The following is a 19,748-nucleotide window of genomic DNA, read 5'->3' as shown; positions in this document are numbered from 1 at the left end:
AATACTCGGTATAGGGGGCCAGGATGTCGATCCGCCAAGCCATGCTCGCGCTGCTCTCGGAGCAGCCGATGTACGGCGCGCAGCTGCGGTCGGAGTTCGAGCGCCGCACCGCGGGCACGTGGCCGCTCAACGTCGGGCAGGTCTACACGACGTTGGGCCGGCTCCAGCGCGACGGCCTCGTCGAGGCTGACGGCGAGGGGGACGACGAAGGTCGGATCACGTACGGGCTCACCGATGCCGGGCGGACCTCCGTGGGGGAGTGGTTCGCCTCGTCGGTGTCGCCGGACTCCGCGCCGCGCGACGAGCTCACGATCAAGGTCGCGCTCGGCGTGACCCTCTCCGACGTCGACGTCGGAGAGGTCGTCCAGACCCAACGTGCCGACTCTCTGCGCCACCTTCAGGCCCTGACGCGCGACAAGCGCGACGCGGTCGCCACGGACGACCTCGCCCGGGAGCTCGTCGTCGAGCGCTCCATCTTCGCGATCGAGGCGCAGGTCCGCTGGCTCGACCACATGGAGTCCCGGATCCGCCGCGCCCGCCGCCGCACGACCACCCCGCCTGCCGAAGAGGAGACAGACCGATGACCGCTGCGCACCACCCGGAGACCCTGCTCGAGCTGCGCGGTGTGCACCGCACCCACGGTGACGGGGCTGCCACGGTCCACGCGCTACGCGGCGTCGACCTGACGCTGCGTGCCGGGGAGCTCGTCGCCGTGATGGGCCCCTCCGGCTCCGGCAAGTCGACGCTTCTCAACATCGCGGGCGGCCTGGACTCGCCGACCTCGGGGGAGGTCGTCGTCGAGGGGACGCCGCTGCGCTCGTACGGACGCAGCGAGCTGGCCCGCGTACGGCGCCGGCGCCTCGGTTTCGTCTTCCAGGATCTCAACCTCATCCCGACCCTGTCGGCTGCGGAGAACGTCGCGCTGCCGCTCGAGCTCGACGGCGTCCGGGCGAAGGACGCCCGTACCGAGGCGCTGCGGTCGCTGGACGAGGTCGGCCTGGCATCGAGCGCCGAGCGGTTTCCCGACGAGATGTCCGGAGGTCAGCAGCAGCGAGTCGCGATCGCGCGCGCCCTCGTCGGACCGCGTCGCGTGCTGCTCGCGGACGAGCCGACCGGCGCCCTCGACTCGGAGACGGGCGAGGAGGTGCTCGCGGTGCTGCGTGCCCGCGTCGACGCCGGTGCAGGCGGGCTCCTGGTCACTCACGAACCACGCCATGCCGCATGGGCCGACCGCGTCGTGTTCCTCCGCGACGGGCTGGTCGTCGACGACAGCTCCGTGCGCGGCAGCCTGTCCGGTCTTGGCGAGGTGGCACCCGCATGAGCGCCGCACTCGCCCGTTGGCGGCTCGCGCTGCGCATGGCCCGACGCGACGTCCGGCGCTCCAAGGGTCGCAGCGCTCTCGTCGCCGTGATGGTGGGGACGCCGGTCATGCTCGCGGTGATGCTCTCGACGCTCTACGCCACCGACGACGTCACACCGCTTGAGGACATGACCGCTCAGCTCGGCTCGTCCGATGCGCGGTTGTCGTGGCACGGCTACCCGATCGAGCAGTCGCCGGACGGCCAGGAAGGTGGCGGCTCGAGCGCTGAGGACCGCGCCCCTGAGCCCGACCCGGGCCCGGGCGGCGTCCGCGCGCTCCTGCCGGGAGCCGAGATCCTCGAGGTGCGGTCGACGTACGTCACCTTCGTCGGGCGAGCCGGCACCGGCCGGCTCCGCGAGGTCGACACCACGCCTCCGATGGCCGACGGCCTCGTCGACCTCACCGAGGGGCGTACGCCGGAGCGCGTCGGCGAGATCGTGCTCACGCCGCACGTGCGCGACCGCCTGGACGCCGCCCTCGGCGAGACGGTCGACGTCGCCGGTCGGGACGTGACCGTGGTCGGCGTGGGGACGTTCGGGTCGGTCGACCCGAATCCCTTTGCGTCCGGCGCTGTCGGGTTCCCGGGCACGTTTGACCTCGGCGAGAGCGACGGCGCGGAGCGCGAGTACCTCGTCGACCGTGACGCGCCCGTCACCTGGGAGGACGTGAAGCGCCTCAACAGCGAGGGCTTCTGGGTCATCTCGCGGCACGTTCTCGAGAACCCGCCGCCCGCGTCGGCCCGGTACGACCTCGACGCGTGGGACGGGGGGCGGGACACATCCGCGGAAGCCGTCCTCGTGATCATCGTGACCGCGGTGCTCCTCCAGGTCGTGCTGCTCGCGGGTCCGGCGTTCGCTGTCGGAGCGCGACGCCAGCGCCGCGACCTCGCACTCCTGGCCGCTGCGGGCGGGACGCCGGCCGACGTCCGCCGTACGGTGCTCGCTCAGGCGGCGGTCCTGGGCGCGGGCTCGTCCGTCGTCGGTGCCGCGCTCGGGCTCGCGTTGTCTCCGCTCGTGATCGCGGTCCTGCCGCGATGGTTCGACGAGGGGTTCGGGCCGTACGACGTGATGTGGCCGGCGGTCACCGCGGCGGTCGTCCTCGGGGTGGCGGCTTCGCTGCTCGCGGCGCTGGTCCCGGCGCGGCAGGTCGCGAACCAGGACGTCACCGCCGCCCTTGTCGGGCGCCGCGCCGCGCCGAGCCGGCGCAACGGGTGGCCGCTCGTCGGTCTCGTGCTGGTGGCCGTCGGGCTGGGTGTCTGCTTCACCGCAGGGATCCAGCCTGGTGGCGAGACGGCGGTCGCCGCCAGCACGGTCGCGATCGTCCTCGGCACAGTGTTCCTCACGCCGTTGGTCATTGGGCTGGTGGGCAGGGTCGGTGGACGCATGCCGCTGACGCTTCGCCTGGCGGTGCGCGACACTGCCCGGCAGCGCTCCCGCAGCACGCCTGCCATCGCGGCCGTGATGGCGACCGTCGCCGGTCTCACCGCGCTCGCGATCGCGAACGCGAGCGACTTCGAGCACGACCGCCGGTCTTACGAGTTCACCTATCCGCTCGGGACGACCATGCTCAGCGAAGAAAGCGGGCCGGTCGATACGGCGGCGCAGGCGGCCGGCGAGGCTGCCCGCGTCACCTTCACCCCGATCGGGACGGCCGGGCAACGAGGGAGCGACGCGGCCGGCGAGGGATGGATCGACGTCGCGGTGGAGACCGAGGACTGGGGTCGGTGGGACACCCGTGAGGTCGCCGTCGCGACACCCGAGGAGCTTGCCGGGTGGGGGATCGAGCTGACACCCGAACAGGGCGAGACCCTTCGCACCGGGGGCGCGCTGGTCGCCGGACCCTCCCTGCTCGATGGTGACGGGCGGGTCACGCTGGGGACGTACGAGGAAACGTCCGACGGGGCCTCGGAGGACCCGCGCACGGTCGCGCTCGACGGTTCGGCCGCCGACCTCGGCATGGGGGCGGTACCGCAAGGGCGCGAACCCGTCGTCGCGCTCGCCGTGATCGCCCCGCAGACCGCGCAGGCCCAGGCCATCCCGTACGAGCGGAGCAGGGCGCTCGCCGACTCGACCCTCACGGCCCAGCAGCTCCGCGACGTCCGCGCGGCCCTGCGTGAGCTGCCCGGGGAGCAGAGCACATGGACCGAGCAGGGGTTCGACGGGACGTTCACCGTCCAGCTGCTGCTCCTGGTCGGCGCCGGTGGGATCGCGGTCCTGATCGGCACGCTCAGCGCGACCGGCCTGGCGCTCGCCGATGCCCGTCCGGACTTCGCCACGCTCGCGGCGGTCGGTGCCGGGCCTCGGACTCGTCGGGGAGTCGCTGCCGCCCAGGCAGTGGTGCTCGGCGCTCTCGGGGCACTGCTCGGCGTCCTTGTGGGCTTCGCGCCCGGGCTCGCGGCGGCCTGGCCGTTGACCTCCGGGCGGTGGGGAGCGCTTGAGGGAACCGGCAGCGGGCCGGTCATCGACGTTCCTTGGGGGATCCTCGCGACCCTCGTCTTTGTGGTCCCGCTGATCGCCGCGGTGGCGTCCGCGATCGTCACCCGTGGCCGGGTTCCGCTCACCCGCAGGCTCGCTCAATGAGGTCGGCACTCACGTCGCTGTCACTTGGTGTTACAGAACCGTTATCGCGGAACGGACAGCATCTGAGTACCTGCCGCGTTTACAGTGTTCATAAGGTACGGCACAAGGTGTAGGGGGCACTGATGTCGCACATCGATCTTGCAGAACGACAGAGAAGGGCCGCACGGCTGCGCATCGCGCAGCTGGTCGCACTCCGGCGGGCAGCCGCCGATGGCGCGGAGCGGGTCACCAGGGAGGTCAAGTCCTCGTCCTGACCGCGTAGCCTGCGGGAGTGCCCACCACAGATCTCGGGACCTCTCCGCTCGTCGGCTTCGACCTCGACATGACGCTGATCGACTCGCGTCCGGGGATCAAGGCGGTCTATGACGAGCTCGCCGCCCGCACCGGGGTGGCGATCGACTCCGATCTCGTCGTGTCGCGGCTCGGTCCGCCCGTGGAGGTTGAGCTCGGCCACTGGTTCGCGGCGTCCGACGTTCCCGAGATGGCCGATCTCTATCGCGCGCTCTACCCGGACCTGGCGATCGAGCGGGTGAGGCCGCTCCCGGGTGCAGCCGTGGCGTTCGAGGCGGTGCGTGCTCGTGGGGCACGGCTTGCCGTCATCACGGCGAAGAACACCGCCGACGCAGCCCGACACCTCGATCACCTCGGGCTCCGTGCCGACGAGGTCCGAGGCAGGGCGTGGCGGTCGGGGAAGGCCGACGCGCTGCGCGAGCTGGGGGCCGTGGCCTACGTCGGCGACCACGTGCACGACATGGAGGCGGCGCAGCTCGCCGGCGTCCCCGGTCTCGCCGTGTCGACAGGCCCGTGCACCCCTGCTGAGCTGGCGGCTGCAGGGGCGTCTCGTGTCGTCGGCTCGCTCGAGGAGCTGCCCGCGGTCCTGGACGCCGTGTGGCCGCCGCGCGCCGTGGCCTAGGCTGGGAATCTGTCCCTGTGGTGCCGCCGCCCGCGACGAAGGTGAGGTCAAGCCGTGCCTGTTGGCAAGGTCAAGTGGTACGACTCCGACAAGGGGTTCGGGTTCGTGAGCCGCGAGGACGGTGACGACGTCTTCCTACGCGCCGACGCGCTGCCGGCCGGTGTGACCACCCTGAAGCCGGGCACCCGGGTCGAGTTCGGGATCGCTGCCGGGCGCCGAGGGGACCAGGCGTTGCAGGTCCGGGTGCTGGACCCGACGCCGTCGGTCGCCAAGCAGCAGGCGAAGGCTCGCCGCAAGCCTCCGGAGGACATGGTCGTCATCGTCGAGGACACCATCCGTCTGCTCGACCAGCTCGAAGGCACCTTCCGCGCCGGCCGGTTCCCTGAGGGGCGGACGTCCAAGCAGACGGCCGCGCTCCTGCGGGCGCTGGCCGACGAGCTGTCCTCCTGAGAGGGCTGCCCCCGGCCTGGTGAAGACTTGCCTCGTACGGAAGAATGAGCCTATGCCTCCCATCAGTCGTGCCGCGGGCTCCCGCGCGTCCTCAGGGCGCGCGCCCAAGCTGGACGCCGTCGCTGCCGCCGCGGTCGACGTCGCCCGCGACGCCCTCGTCGACGAGGTGGGGGAGCGACAGGTGGGCGAGCACCTCGGCGTACGTGCCGAGGGTGATCGGGTCGTGACCCACCTGTTCGAGTCGGCTCAGGCCGGATACCGCGGCTGGCACTGGTCGGTGACCGTCGCCCGGGCACCGCGCCAGAAGAAGGTCACGGTCGACGAGATCGTGCTGCTGCCGGGCGACGACGCGATCCTCGCGCCCGACTGGACCCCCTACAAGGACCGTGTGCGGTCCGGCGACATGACCCCCGGTGACGTCCTGCCTCCGGAGGAGGACGACTCCCGTCTGGCGCCGGCATGGTTCGTGGGGGACGACGCGGTCGATGCCGAGATCGATCCGACGTCGGTCCGGCCGATCGCCGCCGAGGTCGGCCTCGGCCGTACGGAAGTGCTGTCGATCCAGGGCCGCGACGATGCCGCCCAGCGCTGGTATGACAGTGACCACGGACCCGACACGCCGATGTCTCGTCAGGCGCCGGGGCGATGCCGCACCTGCGGCTTCATGGTGTGGCTCTCGCCGCCGCTCGGCACCATGTTCGGGGTCTGCGCCAACGCGATGGCGAACGACGACGGCGGCGTGGTCTCGTTCGACCACGGTTGCGGAGCGCACTCGGCGGCTCGGGTGAAGCAGGCGACCGTGCCGGTCGCCCCCACCGTGCACGACACCCTCACGGACGACATGTCCGAGGTCGAGTCGGTCTGACCCCCACCTGACACGTCGAGCGGGATCAGACTCTGTCCCGCTGACCTCCGTCCTCGCTGTCTGAGGTGACCTTTCGGGCGATGTGGCAACGTTTGAGCTCACTTAGTTGCGTGACGAAAGCATCCGAATTAAGGTTGCCTTTCACAACCAACTAACGTTGAGGTGGAACGCGGATGCTCACGGTCGAGACGGCGGAGCGGATGGTCGGCGTGCTCGGCACGCTCAACCGGGCGCTGCGCTCGTCCAGCCATCGGTGGGAGCTTGCTGTCGGCATGCGGGGCAGCGACCTGACGCTGCTCCGACGGCTCCAACGGCACGGTGAGCAGCGCGTGAGTGATCTCGCCGACGCCCAGTGCGTGACAGCCTCGGTCATCAGCCGGCAGATCACGACCCTCGAGCAGGACGGGCTCGTCGAGCGACGTGCCGATCCCACCGACGCCCGCGTGGGCCTGATCCGTCTGTCCGATCTCGGTCGTGCCCGGCTCGAGCACGTCACGCGCCGCTCCGTCGGCGTCGTCCAGTCGGCGCTGGCCGACTGGGACGACACCGAGACCGAGCGCGTGGCAGACCTCATCAGCCAGCTCGCTGAGCGTCTGGTCCACGAGCGTGAACGGGTCCTCGACCGCCACCTCACCACAGACACCGATGCAGCGACCGCGGTCGCCGCATCCCCCGACCGTACGACCGACAGGAACCCCACCTCGTGACCACCGCTCCACCCCAGAGCCACGACGAGCTCGACCACCGCGCGATCATGGAGGTGATGGTCGGCATCCTCGCCGCGCTCTTCACCGCCATGCTGAGCACGACGATCGTCGCCAACGCACTGCCCACGATCATCGGAGACCTCGACGGGACCCAGGCGCAATACACCTGGGTCGTGACGTCGTCGTTGCTCGCGATGACGGTGTCGACACCGATCTGGGCCAAGCTCTCGGACCTGCTCAACAAGAAGCTGCTGATCCAGATCTCCCTCGTCACCTTCGTGGTGGGATCGGTGCTGGCCGGGTTCGCCCACGACGTGCCGACGCTCCTCGCCGCGCGAGCCCTCCAAGGGCTGGCGATGGGTGGCCTGACAGCACTCGCGCAGGCGATCATCGGCTCGATCATCCCGCCGCGGGAGCGCGGTCGCTACAGCGGCTACATGGGCGCCGTGATGACGCTCGCGACCATCAGCGGTCCGCTCGTCGGCGGCGTGATCGTCGACTCCCCGCTCGGCTGGCGCTGGACCTTCTTCGTCTGCGTGCCCTTCGCGGTGCTCAGCCTTTTCGTGCTGCAGCGCTACCTGCGTCTCCCGACGCTCGTGAAGGACGTCAAGGTCGACTACGCCGGCGCGGTGCTCATCGCCGTCGCGGCCAGCCTTCCGCTGCTGTGGGTCACCTTCGCGGGCAGCTCGTACGCCTGGGTCTCCTGGACCAGCGCGCTCTTCATCGGCGGCACGATCGTCGCCACCGTCGCGTTCGTGGTGGTCGAGTCGATCGTCCCCGAGCCGCTGGTCCCGCTGAAGGTCTTCCGCGACCGGACCACGGCTCTCGCGATCGTCGCGAGCATCGCCGTGGGCATCGCGATGTTCGGCAGCTCGGTGTTCCTGGGCCAGTACCTGCAGGTCGCCCGCGGCTACACGCCGACGGAGGCCGGCCTGATCACCATCCCGATGATGATCGGCTCGTTGATCGGCACGGTGGGCTCAGGCAACCTGATCGTCCGCTACGGGCGGTGGAAGGGCTTCCTCGTGGGAGGCGCCACCCTGCTGATCGCCGGGCTCGGACTGCTCGGCACCATCGATCACGCAACGGCGCTCTGGCAGCTGTGGACCTTCATGGCGCTGATGGGTCTCGGCATGGGCATGCTCATGCAGAACCTGGTGCTCGCCGTCCAGAACACCGTCGACATCACCGAGGTGGGCATGACGTCTGGCGCCGTCGCGTTCTTCCGCTCGCTCGGCGGCACCGTCGGCGTCTCCGTCCTCGGTGCGATCCTCGCCTCCAGCGTCACGGACAAGATCAGCGTCGGCCTGGTGAGGCTGGGCATCCCCGCCTCTCAGTCCGGCGGCAGCGGCACGCTCGACCTCGACGGCATGCCCGGGCCCGTCGCCGACGTGGTCAGGATGTCGTACGGGGACGCGACGGGCGAGGTCTTCCTGGTAGCCGCGGGTGTCGCGCTGGTCGCGCTCCTGGCGGTCATCTTCATCAAGGAGGTCCCCTTGCGGACCACCGTGCGCAAGCACGACGTCGAGGCCGAGGACGTCGTCTCGGAGACCGTCGGCACACGCTGACACCCGCGTGAGCGCGAGGAGGGCCGCCCCCACCGGGGGCGGCCCTCCTCGTCGTACGGGGTCAGCGGCTCGGCTCGGCCTCGTCGGCCAGGTCGTCGGCCTCGAGCGCGAGCTTGCGTCGGCGACAGTACTCGACGCCGAGCAGCCCCAGCCCGAACCCGGCGAGACAGGTCCACAGCCACCACACGTCACCGTTGCGCTGCAGCGTGCCGAGGAAGGGAAGGAGCGCCAGCCCTGCGGCGAGCCACAGGATGGATCCGACCGTCATCGTGCGGATGCCGTCGACGTCGAGCGGCTTGGGGTCGGGGACCACGCGGTGGACCGTGCTGCCGATCTCCAGCTCGGTGACCTCTGGGCGGTCCAGCCCGTGGGCCCGACGACGAGGCGGTGATGGGTCTGCCTTCGGCTCGTGGCGTGGCCCGGGCTGCGGCTCGGGACGTGCCTGTGGCGGCGGCTCGGCGCGCACCGGCTCAGGTGCCGGTGCCGCCGTGACCGGGGCCACAGCCTGTCCGGCGCGGCGAGTGCTTGCGGGTCGGTCCTTCGGCACGGCACGATCAGCCTTGCGGCTCCCGGCGCGACGGGTCTCGGCTCGGCCGCGACCACGCTTGGGGGCCGCGTCCGAGTTGAGCTTCCGCCTGCCTTCCGCCACGCCCATACAGTACCCCGCGGCGGATTCCGTCCTCATTCGTCCTGTCAGGAGCGTCATGTCCACCCAGACCGAGACCGGGTCTCTCGACCGGTTCTTCAAGATCTCAGAACGAGGTTCGAGCGTCACCCGCGAGATCCGCGGCGGTGTCGTCACGTTCTTCACGATGGCCTACATCATCGTGCTGAACCCGATCATCATCGCCGGTGTGCAGGACGTGGACGGTAACTACCTGGGCGGCGGGTCGCAGGCGGAGGCCTTCGCGCTCGTAGCGGCCGGTACGGCGCTGGTCGCGGGCGTCATGAGCATCCTGATGGGCGCCGTCGCCAACTTCCCGCTCGCCATGGCGGCCGGACTCGGCCTCAACGCGTTCGTCGCGTACTCGATCGCCAACCGGATGACGTGGGCCGACGCCATGGGGCTCGTGGTGCTCGAGGGCCTCATCATCCTCGTGCTGGTCCTCACCGGCTTCCGCAAGGCGGTCTTCGACGCCGTCCCGCTGCCGATCAAGACCGCGATCTCGGTGGGCATCGGCCTGTTCATCGCCCTGGTCGGGCTCGTCAACGCCGGAGTCGTACGGACGACGGGCAACGCCTCCCCGCCGATCGGCCTCGGCATCGGGGGCACGCTCTCCGGATGGCCGGTCCTCGTCTTCTGCGTCGGGTTGCTGATCATGCTGGCCCTGTACGCCCGCGGTGTGCACGGCGCGATCCTGCTGGGCATCCTGGCGACCACCGTCATCGCTGTCGTCGTCGAGGCGATCACCGACTCCGGCGCCTCGGGGGGCGACCCGCAGTCGAAGGGCTGGAACCTCAACGTCCCGACCGTCCCCGACGCCTTCGTGGATCTGCCCGACTTCTCCCTGCTGGGCCAGTTCTCCCTCCTGGGGTCGTTCGAGCAGGTCGGGTTCGTGACGACCGTCCTGCTCGTCTTCACGCTCCTGCTCGCCGACTTCTTCGACACGATGGGCACGATGACCGCGATCGGCGCCGAGGCCGGACTCAACGACGAGGACGGCACACCGGAAGGTGCTCAGCGGATCCTCATCGTCGACTCGCTCGGCGCTGTCGCCGGCGGCGCGGCCAGCGTGTCGAGCAACACCGCATACGTCGAGTCGGCCTCCGGTGTGGGAGACGGTGCGCGCACCGGGCTGGCAGGCATCGTCACCGGCCTGCTGTTCCTGCTGGCGACGGTCCTCTCGCCGGTCGTCGTGCACATCCCCAACGAGGCCGCCGTCCCGGCGCTCGTGCTCGTCGGCTTCCTGATGATGCAGCAGGTCGTCGACATCCCGTGGGACGACATCGAGCTCGCGATCCCCGCGTTCCTCACCATCGCCCTCATGCCGTTCACCTACTCGATCAGCGCCGGCATCGGTGCCGGCTTCGTGACGTACGTGCTCATCAAGGCGGTGCGCGGCAAGGCTCGTGACGTCCACGTGCTGATGTGGATCGTGGCGGCGTTGTTCGTGCTCTACTTCGCGATCGACCCGATCACGGGTTGGATCAGCTGATCTCGACCATCCCGGGCGGTGGGCCGTGGCGCGCCCGCCGCCCGGGGTGACGCACGACATCCTTAACGGCTTTAATTAACAATGGCAACGACCTATCCTGGTCGTATGCCCACTGATGCCCAGAAGCTCGCGACGTCGGTGGCTCGTCTCAACCGTCGGCTCCGGCAGGAGCGCCACTCCGACCTGACGCCCAACCAGATGAGCGTGCTCGGGGTGCTGCGCAACCACGGGCCGTTGACACCAGGAGCCATCGCCGCGCTCGAGCGCGTCCAGCCGCCCTCGGTCACCCGTACGCTCAACTGCCTGTTCGACAAGGGCCTGGTCGCCCGAGCCGCCAACCCGTCCGACCGCCGCCAGGTCGTCGTCACGATCAGCGACGAGGGCGCCGCCGTCGTGGACACCGAGCGTGCCCGCCGCGACTCCTGGCTCGCGTCCCGTCTCGCCGCCCTGCCCACCCAGGAGCGCGCGCTGCTCCGTGACGCCACCGCGCTTCTCGAGAAGCTGGTGGTGAGTGAGTGAGCCCCACCTTCCGCTCGCTGTCCGTCCGCAACTACCGGGTCTACGCCACCGGAGGGCTCGTCTCCAACATCGGGACGTGGATGCAGCGCGTCGCCCAGGACTGGCTCGTGCTCGCGCTCACCGGGAGCGGCACGGCCCTCGGCATCACGACCGGTCTTCAGCTGCTCCCCGCACTCCTCTTCTCCCCGGTCGCGGGAGTCGTCGCCGACCGCTTCCCCAAGCGTCGCGTCCTCATGGTCACGCAGATCGCGATGGCCGTGCCCGCAGCCGTCCTGGGTGTGCTCGCCATCACCGGCGTCGCCCAGGCATGGCACGTCTACGTCCTCGCGTTCCTCTTCGGCGTCGGGACGGCCTTCGACGCACCCGCGCGTCAGTCGTTCGTCGTGGAGATGGTCGGCAGGGACGACCTCGCCAACGCCGTCGGTCTCAACAGCGCCTCGTTCAACTCGGGGCGGATGATCGGTCCGGCGGTAGCCGGCGTGATGATCGCCGCGCTCGGCTCGGGCGTCGTGGCCACCGGATGGGTCATCCTCCTGAACGCCGTGAGCTATGCCGCGGTCTTCCTCTCCCTGGCGGCCCTGCGCGTCCACGACCTGCGGCCAGCCACACCCTCCCCGCGCGGGAGGGGGGCGGTCCGCGCAGGAGTCGGCTACGTACGCTCCCGCCCCGACCTCGTCCTCATCCTGACGACGGTCTTCTTCGTCGGCACGTTCGGGATGAACTTCCAGATGACGTCGGCGCTGATGGCGACCGAGGTGTTCGACAAGGGCGCCACCGAGTACGGGATCCTCGGGTCGATCATGGCGATCGGCTCCCTCGCCGGGGCGCTCGTCGCTGCCCGCCGGGAGCTGCCGACCCGGCGCCTGGTCGTCGGTGCGGCCCTCTCCTTCGTGCTGGTCGAGATCGCGGCCGGCCTGATGCCGACCTATCTCGCCTTCGCCGTCATCCTCCCGCTGCTCGGGTTGAGCGCCCTGACGATGGTGACGGCCGCCAACGCCTACATCCAGCTCACCGTGACGCCCCAGATGCGCGGGCGGGTGGCGGCTCTCTACCTGATGGTGTTCATGGGCGGAACCCCGTTCGGAGCACCCGTGATCGGATGGATCGGTGACACCTTCGGGGCCCGCTGGACGCTGATCCTCGGCGGCCTCGTCGCCGCGGTCGGGATCCTGTCCGCCACGGCGTTCTACCTCCTGCGGGCGGGCATGCACCTGCAGGTCGACCTTCGACAGCGTCCGCGGATCAGGGTGGTCCCGCGCGACCCCCGCGCTGCGGCCGCCGCGGACCGGAGAGCCGACGCTGCTGGGGCGCTGGACCAGACCGACCGGCTCGACGCGGGCGAGTCCGCCCCCGAGCCGTCCGAATCGTCCCGGCCGGTCGAGCGGCCGCTCGAGCAGCGTTCCCGCGCGCGGTCCGACGCATGACCATGGCGCACGAAACCCTGGTGCCGCTCGGTGCGCGTGGCACCCTGGAGGGCATGGTGTCGACAGACGTCGAGAACCGGCTCCCGTGGGATCTCTATCTCACGGTGATCCGTACCGAGGTGGACCGCATGCTCGAGGCCGCTGCCGACCTCGACGCGGCGGTCCCCAACTGTCCCGGCTGGACGGTGCGTGACCTGCTCGAGCACGTGGCCCTCGTCTTCCGGCACAAGGTCGAGTCGATCCGCAGTGCGAGCGAGCCCCCGTGGCCTGTCGACGACAGAGACACCTCCGACGTCCGCCGCCTGCTGGCCGAGGAGTCGGCGACCCTGCTCGCCGAGCTCCAGCAGCGAGGGCCTCGTCAGGTCCGCTACACCTGGAACCCTTCCGACCAGTCCAACGGCTTCTGGTTCCGCCGGATGGCGCTCGAGGGCACGGTGCACCGGGTCGACGCCGAGCAGGCGGCCGGGGCGCAGGTCACGCCCATCGAGGACGAGGTGGCGCTCGACGGCATCGACGAATTCCTCACCATCATCGTCGGAGGCCCGTGGTGGGACGGTGGGGACGAGACCCCCTACCCGGTCGACGCCGTCGTACGGATCCGTTCCGGCGGGAGGGCATGGACGCTCGACCTGTCGGCGAGGCAGGTCGTCGTGGTCCAGGGGGACGAGGGGGAGGCCGACCTCACGATCGAGGGGAGCCCGCACGACCTCTACCTCTGGCTGTGGAGTCGAGGCACCGCGTCCGCGCTCGCCCTCGACGGCCGCAAGGAGCTGCTCGACGAGCTGGCAGGCCGTTTTGCGGAGTCGGGCGACTAGTTCTCCACCGGTGCAGGCGGCGCGCCTGTACGCCGGACGGGACGAGGGGCTAATCTCGTCCGTCGGGGGCAGCGCCGACAACGAGCAGGAGTGACCCGGAGTCCATGAATCCGCGACACCGCAGGGCCCTCATCCCCGGCCTTCTCGTGATCCTGCTCGTCATCGTGGTCGTCACGGCGCTCGCGCGAGAGGCACGCGCCGCGGAGGGCGATCCCGTGGTCGACCGGCTCAGCACGGTCACCGATGCACGCATCCCGGAGTCGAGCGCGTTGGTCTTCAGCAAGCGCGACCCCGCCCTCGCCTACACGATCAACGACTCGGGCCACGAGCCGACGGTCTTCGCAATCGAGGTCTCGACCGGCGAGGTGGTCGGCGCCACCCGCCTGGTCGGACACCGGCTCGTGGACCCGGAGGCGCTCACCATCGACCGTGACGGCACGTTGTGGGTGGCCGACATCGGTGACAACGACGCTGTCCGCTCGACCGTGTCGCTCTACGCGCTGGACGAGCCGGTCATCGGCACCAAGCAGACCAAGCCGACCCGCTACCGCGTCCGCTACGCCGACGGCAACACCGACGCCGAGGCGCTGCTCTCCGACCCCACCGGCGACGGCATGTACATCGTGTCCAAGGGCCTCCTCGGGGGCCAGGTCTACCGCCTTCCCAGCACCCTGCGCACGACCGGTGTCAACGAGGCCGAGCCGGTCGCCGAGGCCGAGATCCCAGCCATGGTCACCGACGGCGACTACCTTCCCGACGGTGCCCGGGTCATCCTGAGGACCTACACGGGCGTGCACGTCCTCGACGCCCGGACGTGGAAGCAGACGTGGTCGGCAGCCATCCCCGAGACCCGTCAGAGCGAGTCGCTGGCCGCAGCGCCCGACGGCACGTCCGTCATCGTCGGCAGCGAAGGCCTGCCGTCGCCGATCACGCGGATCACCCTCCCCGAGGACCAGCGCGCGGCGATGCTCGCGCCGGCGAGCGGGGTCTTCGACCTCGACTAGTCGTCGAGGTTCTCGACCACGTAGTCGATGCTCTGGGTGAGCAGCGAGATGTCGTCGGGCTCGATCGCAGGAAACGTCGCGATCCGGAGCTGGTTGCGCCCGAGGCCGCGATAGCCCTCGACGTCGACGATGTCGTTGTCGCGCAGCGCCGCGCAGACCGCAGCGGCGTCCACGCCCTCGAGGTCGATCGTGACGACCGTCGCGGACTGCTTGCCGGGATCGGAGACGAACGGCGTCGCGTACGACGACTGCTCGGCCCACCCGTACAGCCGCGACGAGGAGTCCTCGCAACGAGCCACCGACCAGGGAAGCCCTCCGTTGGCGAGGATCCAGCTCAGCTGGTGGTCGGTCCAGAACAGCGATGCGAGCGGCGGGGTGTTGTAGGTCTGGTCCTTGCGCGAGCTCTCCACCGCCTTGGAGAGGTCGAGGAAGGCGGGGATCCAACGGCCGGAGCCAGCGATCTCCTCGACCCTCGCGAGGGCTGCGGGTGACATCAGTGCGAACCACAGCCCGGCGTCGGAGGCGAGCGCCTTCTGCGGGGCGAAGAAGTAGACGTCGCTCTGGGTGACGTCGAGCGGCAGCGCTCCGGCCGCCGAGGTCCCGTCGATCACCACCAGCGCGTCGCTGTCGGCGCCCTCGACACGTCGTACGGGCGCGGTGACACCGGTCGACGTCTCGTTGTGCGCCCATGCATAGACGTCCACGCCGCTCTCGGCGGACGGGACGGGGTGCGAGCCGGGCTCGCTCTCGATCACCGTCGGGGAGCCGAGGAAAGGCGCGCGGGTCGTCGCGGTCGCGAACTTCGCACCGAACTCGCCGAACGACAGGTGCTGGCTGCGCTCACGCACGAGGCCGAACGTCGCGGCGTCGAAGAACGCCGTCGAGCCGCCGATGCCGAGCACGACCTCGTAGTCGTCGGGCAGCGAGAAAAGCGCCCGCATCTGGGCGCGGACAGACCCGACCAGCTCGCGGACCGGCGCCTGCCGGTGCGACGTCCCGATCACCGGGGAGGAGGCGAGTGCCTGCATGGCCTCGTGAGGAACCTTGGAGGGACCGGAGCCGAATCGGCCGTCGGAGGGGCGGAGCTTCTTCGGGATCTGCACGTGCTCATTCTCCCGGGTGCACGTGACAGATGTCAGGGCAAGGTCGTGACGTTCGGCGTACGGGTACGTGGCCGTCCCGGACGACGATCGACGACATGACCAAGACCCAAGATTCCGACAGCACCCCTGCGGTGCTCCTGGACGACGTCGTCAAGACGTTTCGCGCCCCTGGCGGGGACGTCACCGCCGTGGACCACCTCTCGCTCGTCGTACGCCCAGGCGAGGTGGTGGCGTTCCTCGGCCCCAACGGAGCCGGCAAGACGACCACCGTCGACATGATGCTCGGCCTGTCCGACCCGGACGCGGGCACCGTGCGCGTGCACGGGGCGACCCCGAGGGCCGCTGTCGCGCGAGGCGCCGTGTCCGCGGTGATGCAGACCGGTGGTCTGCTGAAGGACTTCACCGTCGGTGAGACGCAGCGGGCCCTCCTGGCCACCGAGCGTGAGCTCAGCGATGCGCGGCTGCAAGAAGAGCGCTCACGGATCGCGCGCGATCGTGCTCGCCCTCTCCGAGGGGACCGTCCGCAATCATCTGTCGAGCGCGATCGGCAAGACGTCGGCGCGGACACGTGCCGAGGCGGTGCGGATCGCGGTGGAGAACGGATGGCTGCTCGGCGAGCAGGGATGAGTTCGGTGGTGGCGCACGGTCAACCCCCTCAAAGCACCGATCGAGGAGCCGCTATGACCGAGCCTCACACCCACCGACTGACCGTGCCCGGCGCCGAGATCGCCTACGACGTCCGTCCGCAGCCCTCCGCCTCCGTTCCGCCGCTGCTCGTCATCGGGTCCCCGATGGCCGCGTCGGGGTTCGGTACGCTCGCGGGCCACTTCTCCGACCGGACGGTCGTCACCTACGACCCCCGTGGCGCCGAGCGCAGCGTCCGGACCGACGGAGCGAGCGAGTCGACCCCCACGGAGCACGCCGACGACCTCATCCGACTCATCGAGGCGACGGGCGGGGGACCGGTCGACGTGTTCGCCACCAGCGGCGGGGCGGTCAACGCCCTCGCGCTCGTGGCCGAGCATCCCGACCTCATCCGGACCCTGGTGGCGCACGAGCCGCCCTTGGCCCAGCTGCTGCCGGATCGGGACCAGGCGCTCGCGGCAACCACCGGCATCCGACGGACCTACCTGGAGGACGGTCTCGGACCCGCGATGGTGCGCTTCATCATGCTCGTCTCGCACCAGGGGCCGGTCCCTGACGGGTTCGTCGAGATGCCCGCGCCGGAGCCGTCCGCGTTCGGGCTGCCGGTGGAGGACGATGGATCGCGCGACGACGTCCTGCTCGCCCAGAACCTCGTGTCCTGCACGCACTTCGCTCCCGACGTCGATGCGCTGCGCGAGGTCCTGTCGCGCATCGTCCTGGTCGCCGGGGCGGAGTCGGCCGAGCAGCTGGCGTCGCGCGCGACGTACGCCCTGGCCGACCTGCTCGGCACCTCGGTCACCGTGTTCCCGGGTGACCACGCGGGCTTCCTCGGTGGTGAGTACGGGATGACCGGCCAGCCCGACGACTTCGCCAAGGCGCTGCGGGAGGTGCTCGACGGTCAGGCCTGACCTGCCTCCCGCTGCTCGTCGAGAGCTGCGGTGTAGCGCGCCATGCACTCCTCGAACGACGGGATCGGGCTGCCGCCCTCGGCCTGTGCACGGTCGATGAGCAGCTCGAGCGTGTCGAGCAGGCCCTTGATGTGGGGGTCGAACGGGGTGGAGGCGTTCTCGAAGGCCCCCACGCTCCAGAGCCTCGTCATCGCCGGGAACCGGGACGGGTCGAAGGTCTCCTCCCAGAAGTCGCTCGTGGACGCCCAGTAGGCGGCGTAGTCGGTGCCTTGGCTGCGCCGGTCGGCGTCCTCGGCCGCAGCAGCGCGGGCCGACCCGACGACCGTGTCGTGCACGATGCCGATCGTGTCGATCACCTGGCTGGCTGTGAGCCCGGTGTCGATGAGGATCTGGTAGCCCGCCTCGTCGAACGCGAAGACGTGTGGTGCCAGGGGGAGACGCCACCGGTTGACGTCGAGCAGCCACGGGTGCCGGCGCAGCAGCTGCCAGTAGCCGCGCGCATAGCGCTCGAGCGCCGGACGCCACGGCAGGCCCGGCTCGGGCAGGTCGACGTCGGCGTAGGCCCGGTCGACCATCGCGTCGAGGAGCTCGTCGCGACCTGGCACGTGCGAGTACAGCGTCATCGCCCCGACACCGAGGGACCGGGCGACAGACCGCATCGAGACCGCGTCCAGGCCCTGGGCGTCCGCGATCGCGACAGCGGCGTCCACGACCTGGGGGCGGCTCACCCTCGCCGGTCGGCCCCGGGTCGACGCGACCGGCGATTCCCACAGGGCGGCGTAGCGGTGCCGTGGGGGATCTGGGTCGGTCATCGGAGTCTCCTGGAAAAGGCCTTGCCGGACTTTATCGTACAGCGTACCGTTGCTCGCATGACAGATTCAGTACGCCGTACGACAAGTATGGTCTCTGCACGAGGTCTCACGAAGACCTTCACACGGAAGAAGGAGGTCGTCGAGGCAGTCAAGGACGTCGACCTCGACGTCGCGGACGGGGAGCTGGTCGCCTTCCTCGGTCCCAACGGCGCAGGCAAGTCGACCACCCTGCGGATGCTCACGTCGCTGCTCCGACCGACAGCCGGCACTGCGACCGTCGCCGGCTATGACGTGGTGCGTGACCCCGCCGAGGTACGAGCCCGCATCGGCTACATCGGTCAGGGCAACGCCGGCGGCTACTCGTACCGGGTGGGTGACGAGCTCCAGAACCAGGGACGCTTCTATTCGGTGCCGGCCGACGTGGCCCGGCGGCGGGCCGGCGAGCTGCTCGAGGCGCTCGAGCTCTCGGGGATGGAGAAGCGCACGGTGCTGTCGCTCTCTGGGGGCCAGCGCCGACGGCTCGACGTCGCCATGGGGCTGATGAACCATCCGGGCCTGCTGTTCCTCGACGAGCCCACCACGGGGCTCGACCCGCACGCGCGGGCCAACCTGTGGGAGCACATCATGCGCCTGCGGGTCGAGAACACCATGACGATGCTCCTGACCACCCACTACCTCGACGAGGCCGACTCGATGGCCGAGCGCATCGTCCTCATCGACCACGGCACGGTGATCGCCGACGCGACCCCGACCTCGCTCAAGCGCGACTTCGCCGACGACGTCGTGACGCTCGGGCTCGTCCCAGGCGCCGACACCACTGCCGTCGTCGTGGAGAAGGCCCGCTCCGTCCTCCCCGACGAGATCAGCCGCGTCGAGGACCACCACGAGGACGACGGGTCCGTCCGGCTCGTCCTGTCGACCAACCACGGGCCGGATCTCGTGCCGACCGTCCTGCGCTCGCTCGAGGCGGTGGGCGTGACCGTGGGGTCGGCGGACGTCAAGCAGGCGTCGCTGGACGACGTCTTCCTCAACCTGACCGGCCGGAGCCTGCGCGAGGAGGCAGCATGACCACCACGATCCAGACCCACGTCCAGGTCGCGAGCCCGTTGCCGGAGCGGTCGCGCTCGGCGAAGTGGCTCCACGACACCGCCGCGGTCTTCGTCCGAGAGATCCTCGTGACGCTGCGCGATCCGTTCACGCTGATCTTCTCGCTGCTGCAGCCGCTGGTCTTCCTCGGCCTCTTCGGTCCGCTGCTCGACGGGATGCTGGGGGACGCGGCGATCGACGGCGAGTCGGCGCTGCAGTGGTTCCTGCCCGGGGTGCTCGTGATGATCGCGGTCTTCGGGACCGGCATGGTCGGCGGCAACCTGCTCTACGAGCTGATGACCGGAGCGTACGAGCGGATCCTCGCGACACCGCTCGACCGCTCGTCGATCCTGGTCGGGCGCGCCCTCAAGGAGTTCGCGCCGCTGGTCGTGCAGGCGCTGCTGATCACGGTGGTGGCGATCCCGTTCGGGCTGGCGTTCTATCCGGCGCACGTGTTGCTCGGGCTGCTCATCCTGGGCATCTTCGGAATCGGGCTGGGCTCCCTGTCCTACGCGCTGGGGCTGGCCTCGAAGAATCGGGAGTGGGTGTTCTGGGGCGTTCAGCAGTCGCTGATCTTTCCGCTGCTGCTCCTGGCGGGCATGATGCTGCCGCTGGAGGCGGGGCCGGAGTGGATGCGGGTCGTCTCGAAGTTCAACCCGTTGACCTACATCGTCGACGCCGAGCGCGCGCTCTTCGCCGGCACGATGTGGGACTCGACCGTCGCGTGGGGCCTGCTCGCCGCGCTCGCGACGTGCGCGGTCGGCCTGTGGGTCGGCATCTGGAAGGTCAAGCGGACGATCTGACCCGCCCGCCCCGCGAGGGTGCGGTGCGTCA

The 19,748-nt window shown here is 70.3% G+C and carries 19 protein-coding genes and 2 pseudogenes; 18 read left to right on the top strand and 3 right to left on the bottom strand.

Features of this window, described 5'->3' with window-relative positions; genetic code table 11:
• Window positions 1–23 precede the first annotated feature (23 nt).
• The 8 genes from KV097_RS13745 (at window position 24) to KV097_RS13710 (ending at window position 8,442) form a co-directional block, all read left to right on the top strand.
• A complete protein-coding gene (locus KV097_RS13745; RefSeq protein ID WP_220366191.1) occupies window positions 24–584 on the top strand; it encodes a PadR family transcriptional regulator in 561 nt (186 codons plus the stop codon).
• Window positions 581–1,321 carry an ABC transporter ATP-binding protein gene (locus KV097_RS13740; protein ID WP_220366190.1) on the top strand — a complete coding sequence of 247 codons (741 nt, stop codon included), beginning with the start codon at window positions 581–583 and terminating at the stop codon, window positions 1,319–1,321. Before KV097_RS13745 ends, KV097_RS13740 begins: the two co-directional genes overlap by 4 nt.
• Complete coding sequence (locus KV097_RS13735) at window positions 1,318–3,939, top strand: FtsX-like permease family protein (protein WP_220366189.1); 2,622 nt, start codon at window positions 1,318–1,320, stop codon at window positions 3,937–3,939. Before KV097_RS13740 ends, KV097_RS13735 begins: the two co-directional genes overlap by 4 nt.
• A 271-nt stretch (window positions 3,940–4,210) precedes the next feature.
• On the top strand, window positions 4,211–4,852 hold the full coding sequence (locus KV097_RS13730; protein ID WP_308289430.1) for an HAD family hydrolase: 642 nt from the start codon (window positions 4,211–4,213) through the stop codon (window positions 4,850–4,852).
• Window positions 4,853–4,906: 54 nt separating this feature from the next.
• Complete coding sequence (locus KV097_RS13725) at window positions 4,907–5,302, top strand: cold shock domain-containing protein (RefSeq protein WP_220343535.1); 396 nt, start codon at window positions 4,907–4,909, stop codon at window positions 5,300–5,302.
• A gap of 52 nt (window positions 5,303–5,354) precedes the next feature.
• Entirely contained in the window at window positions 5,355–6,167 is an 813-nt protein-coding gene (locus KV097_RS13720) for a DUF3027 domain-containing protein (RefSeq protein ID WP_220366188.1), read from the top strand.
• A gap of 173 nt (window positions 6,168–6,340) precedes the next feature.
• Window positions 6,341–6,874, top strand: coding sequence for a MarR family winged helix-turn-helix transcriptional regulator (locus KV097_RS13715; protein WP_220366187.1), 534 nt, complete (start codon window positions 6,341–6,343; stop codon window positions 6,872–6,874).
• On the top strand, window positions 6,871–8,442 hold the full coding sequence (locus tag KV097_RS13710) for an MFS transporter (RefSeq protein WP_308289429.1): 1,572 nt from the start codon (window positions 6,871–6,873) through the stop codon (window positions 8,440–8,442). The genes KV097_RS13715 and KV097_RS13710 overlap by 4 nt, the downstream gene beginning before the upstream one ends.
• A 61-nt stretch (window positions 8,443–8,503) precedes the next feature.
• Here the strand turns inward: KV097_RS13710 and KV097_RS19800 are convergent, their stop codons facing one another.
• Entirely contained in the window at window positions 8,504–9,091 is a 588-nt protein-coding gene (locus tag KV097_RS19800; RefSeq protein ID WP_308289428.1) for a DUF2530 domain-containing protein, read from the bottom strand.
• Between the two features lie 55 nt (window positions 9,092–9,146).
• On the opposite strand from KV097_RS19800, the gene KV097_RS13700 reads away from it, so the two are divergent.
• The 5 genes from KV097_RS13700 (at window position 9,147) to KV097_RS13680 (ending at window position 14,360) form a co-directional block, all read left to right on the top strand.
• On the top strand, window positions 9,147–10,598 hold the full coding sequence (locus KV097_RS13700; RefSeq protein WP_220346138.1) for an NCS2 family permease: 1,452 nt from the start codon (window positions 9,147–9,149) through the stop codon (window positions 10,596–10,598).
• A gap of 105 nt (window positions 10,599–10,703) precedes the next feature.
• On the top strand, window positions 10,704–11,117 hold the full coding sequence (locus KV097_RS13695) for a MarR family winged helix-turn-helix transcriptional regulator (RefSeq protein ID WP_255559640.1): 414 nt from the start codon (window positions 10,704–10,706) through the stop codon (window positions 11,115–11,117).
• Entirely contained in the window at window positions 11,114–12,541 is a 1,428-nt protein-coding gene (locus tag KV097_RS13690) for an MFS transporter (protein ID WP_220366186.1), read from the top strand. The genes KV097_RS13695 and KV097_RS13690 overlap by 4 nt, the downstream gene beginning before the upstream one ends.
• A 2-nt stretch (window positions 12,542–12,543) precedes the next feature.
• Window positions 12,544–13,356, top strand: coding sequence for a maleylpyruvate isomerase family mycothiol-dependent enzyme (locus KV097_RS13685; protein WP_220366185.1), 813 nt, complete (start codon window positions 12,544–12,546; stop codon window positions 13,354–13,356).
• A 104-nt stretch (window positions 13,357–13,460) separates the two neighbouring features.
• A complete protein-coding gene (locus KV097_RS13680; protein ID WP_220343542.1) occupies window positions 13,461–14,360 on the top strand; it encodes an esterase-like activity of phytase family protein in 900 nt (299 codons plus the stop codon).
• Here KV097_RS13680 and serC read toward each other — a convergent pair.
• Complete coding sequence (serC, locus tag KV097_RS13675; RefSeq protein ID WP_220343543.1) at window positions 14,357–15,463, bottom strand: phosphoserine transaminase; 1,107 nt, start codon at window positions 15,461–15,463, stop codon at window positions 14,357–14,359. The two genes, KV097_RS13680 and serC, sit on opposite strands and share 4 nt — an antisense overlap.
• A gap of 29 nt (window positions 15,464–15,492) precedes the next feature.
• Between serC and KV097_RS13670 the strand changes: the two are divergent.
• From KV097_RS13670 to KV097_RS13665, 3 genes and pseudogenes are all read left to right on the top strand, one after another.
• Window positions 15,493–15,867: pseudogene (locus KV097_RS13670) on the top strand (ATP-binding cassette domain-containing protein); the annotation flags it as partial.
• Between the two features lie 94 nt (window positions 15,868–15,961).
• A pseudogene (locus KV097_RS19360) lies at window positions 15,962–16,090 on the top strand (DNA-binding response regulator); the annotation flags it as partial.
• Entirely contained in the window at window positions 16,066–17,016 is a 951-nt protein-coding gene (locus KV097_RS13665) for an alpha/beta hydrolase (RefSeq protein ID WP_308289474.1), read from the top strand. The pseudogene KV097_RS19360 and the gene KV097_RS13665, both read left to right, overlap by 25 nt.
• On the opposite strand, the gene KV097_RS13660 is transcribed toward KV097_RS13665, so the two are convergent.
• The gene (locus tag KV097_RS13660) at window positions 17,007–17,828 is read right to left on the bottom strand and encodes a TetR/AcrR family transcriptional regulator (RefSeq protein WP_220366184.1); all 822 of its coding nucleotides are present in this window, start codon (window positions 17,826–17,828) and stop codon (window positions 17,007–17,009) included. The genes KV097_RS13665 and KV097_RS13660 overlap by 10 nt on opposite strands.
• A 57-nt stretch (window positions 17,829–17,885) precedes the next feature.
• On the opposite strand from KV097_RS13660, the gene KV097_RS13655 reads away from it, so the two are divergent.
• Window positions 17,886–18,896 carry an ABC transporter ATP-binding protein gene (locus KV097_RS13655; protein ID WP_255559639.1) on the top strand — a complete coding sequence of 337 codons (1,011 nt, stop codon included), beginning with the start codon at window positions 17,886–17,888 and terminating at the stop codon, window positions 18,894–18,896.
• Entirely contained in the window at window positions 18,893–19,717 is an 825-nt protein-coding gene (locus KV097_RS13650; protein ID WP_220343550.1) for an ABC transporter permease, read from the top strand. The genes KV097_RS13655 and KV097_RS13650 overlap by 4 nt, the downstream gene beginning before the upstream one ends.
• Window positions 19,718–19,748: the final 31 nt, after the last annotated feature.

The organism is Mumia sp. zg.B17 (assembly GCF_019550915.1).
In the GTDB taxonomy this organism is placed as follows: Bacteria; Actinomycetota; Actinomycetes; order Propionibacteriales; family Nocardioidaceae; genus Mumia.
Note: the sequence above shows the minus strand (reverse complement) of the source record. Positions and strands in the feature narration are given on the sequence as shown.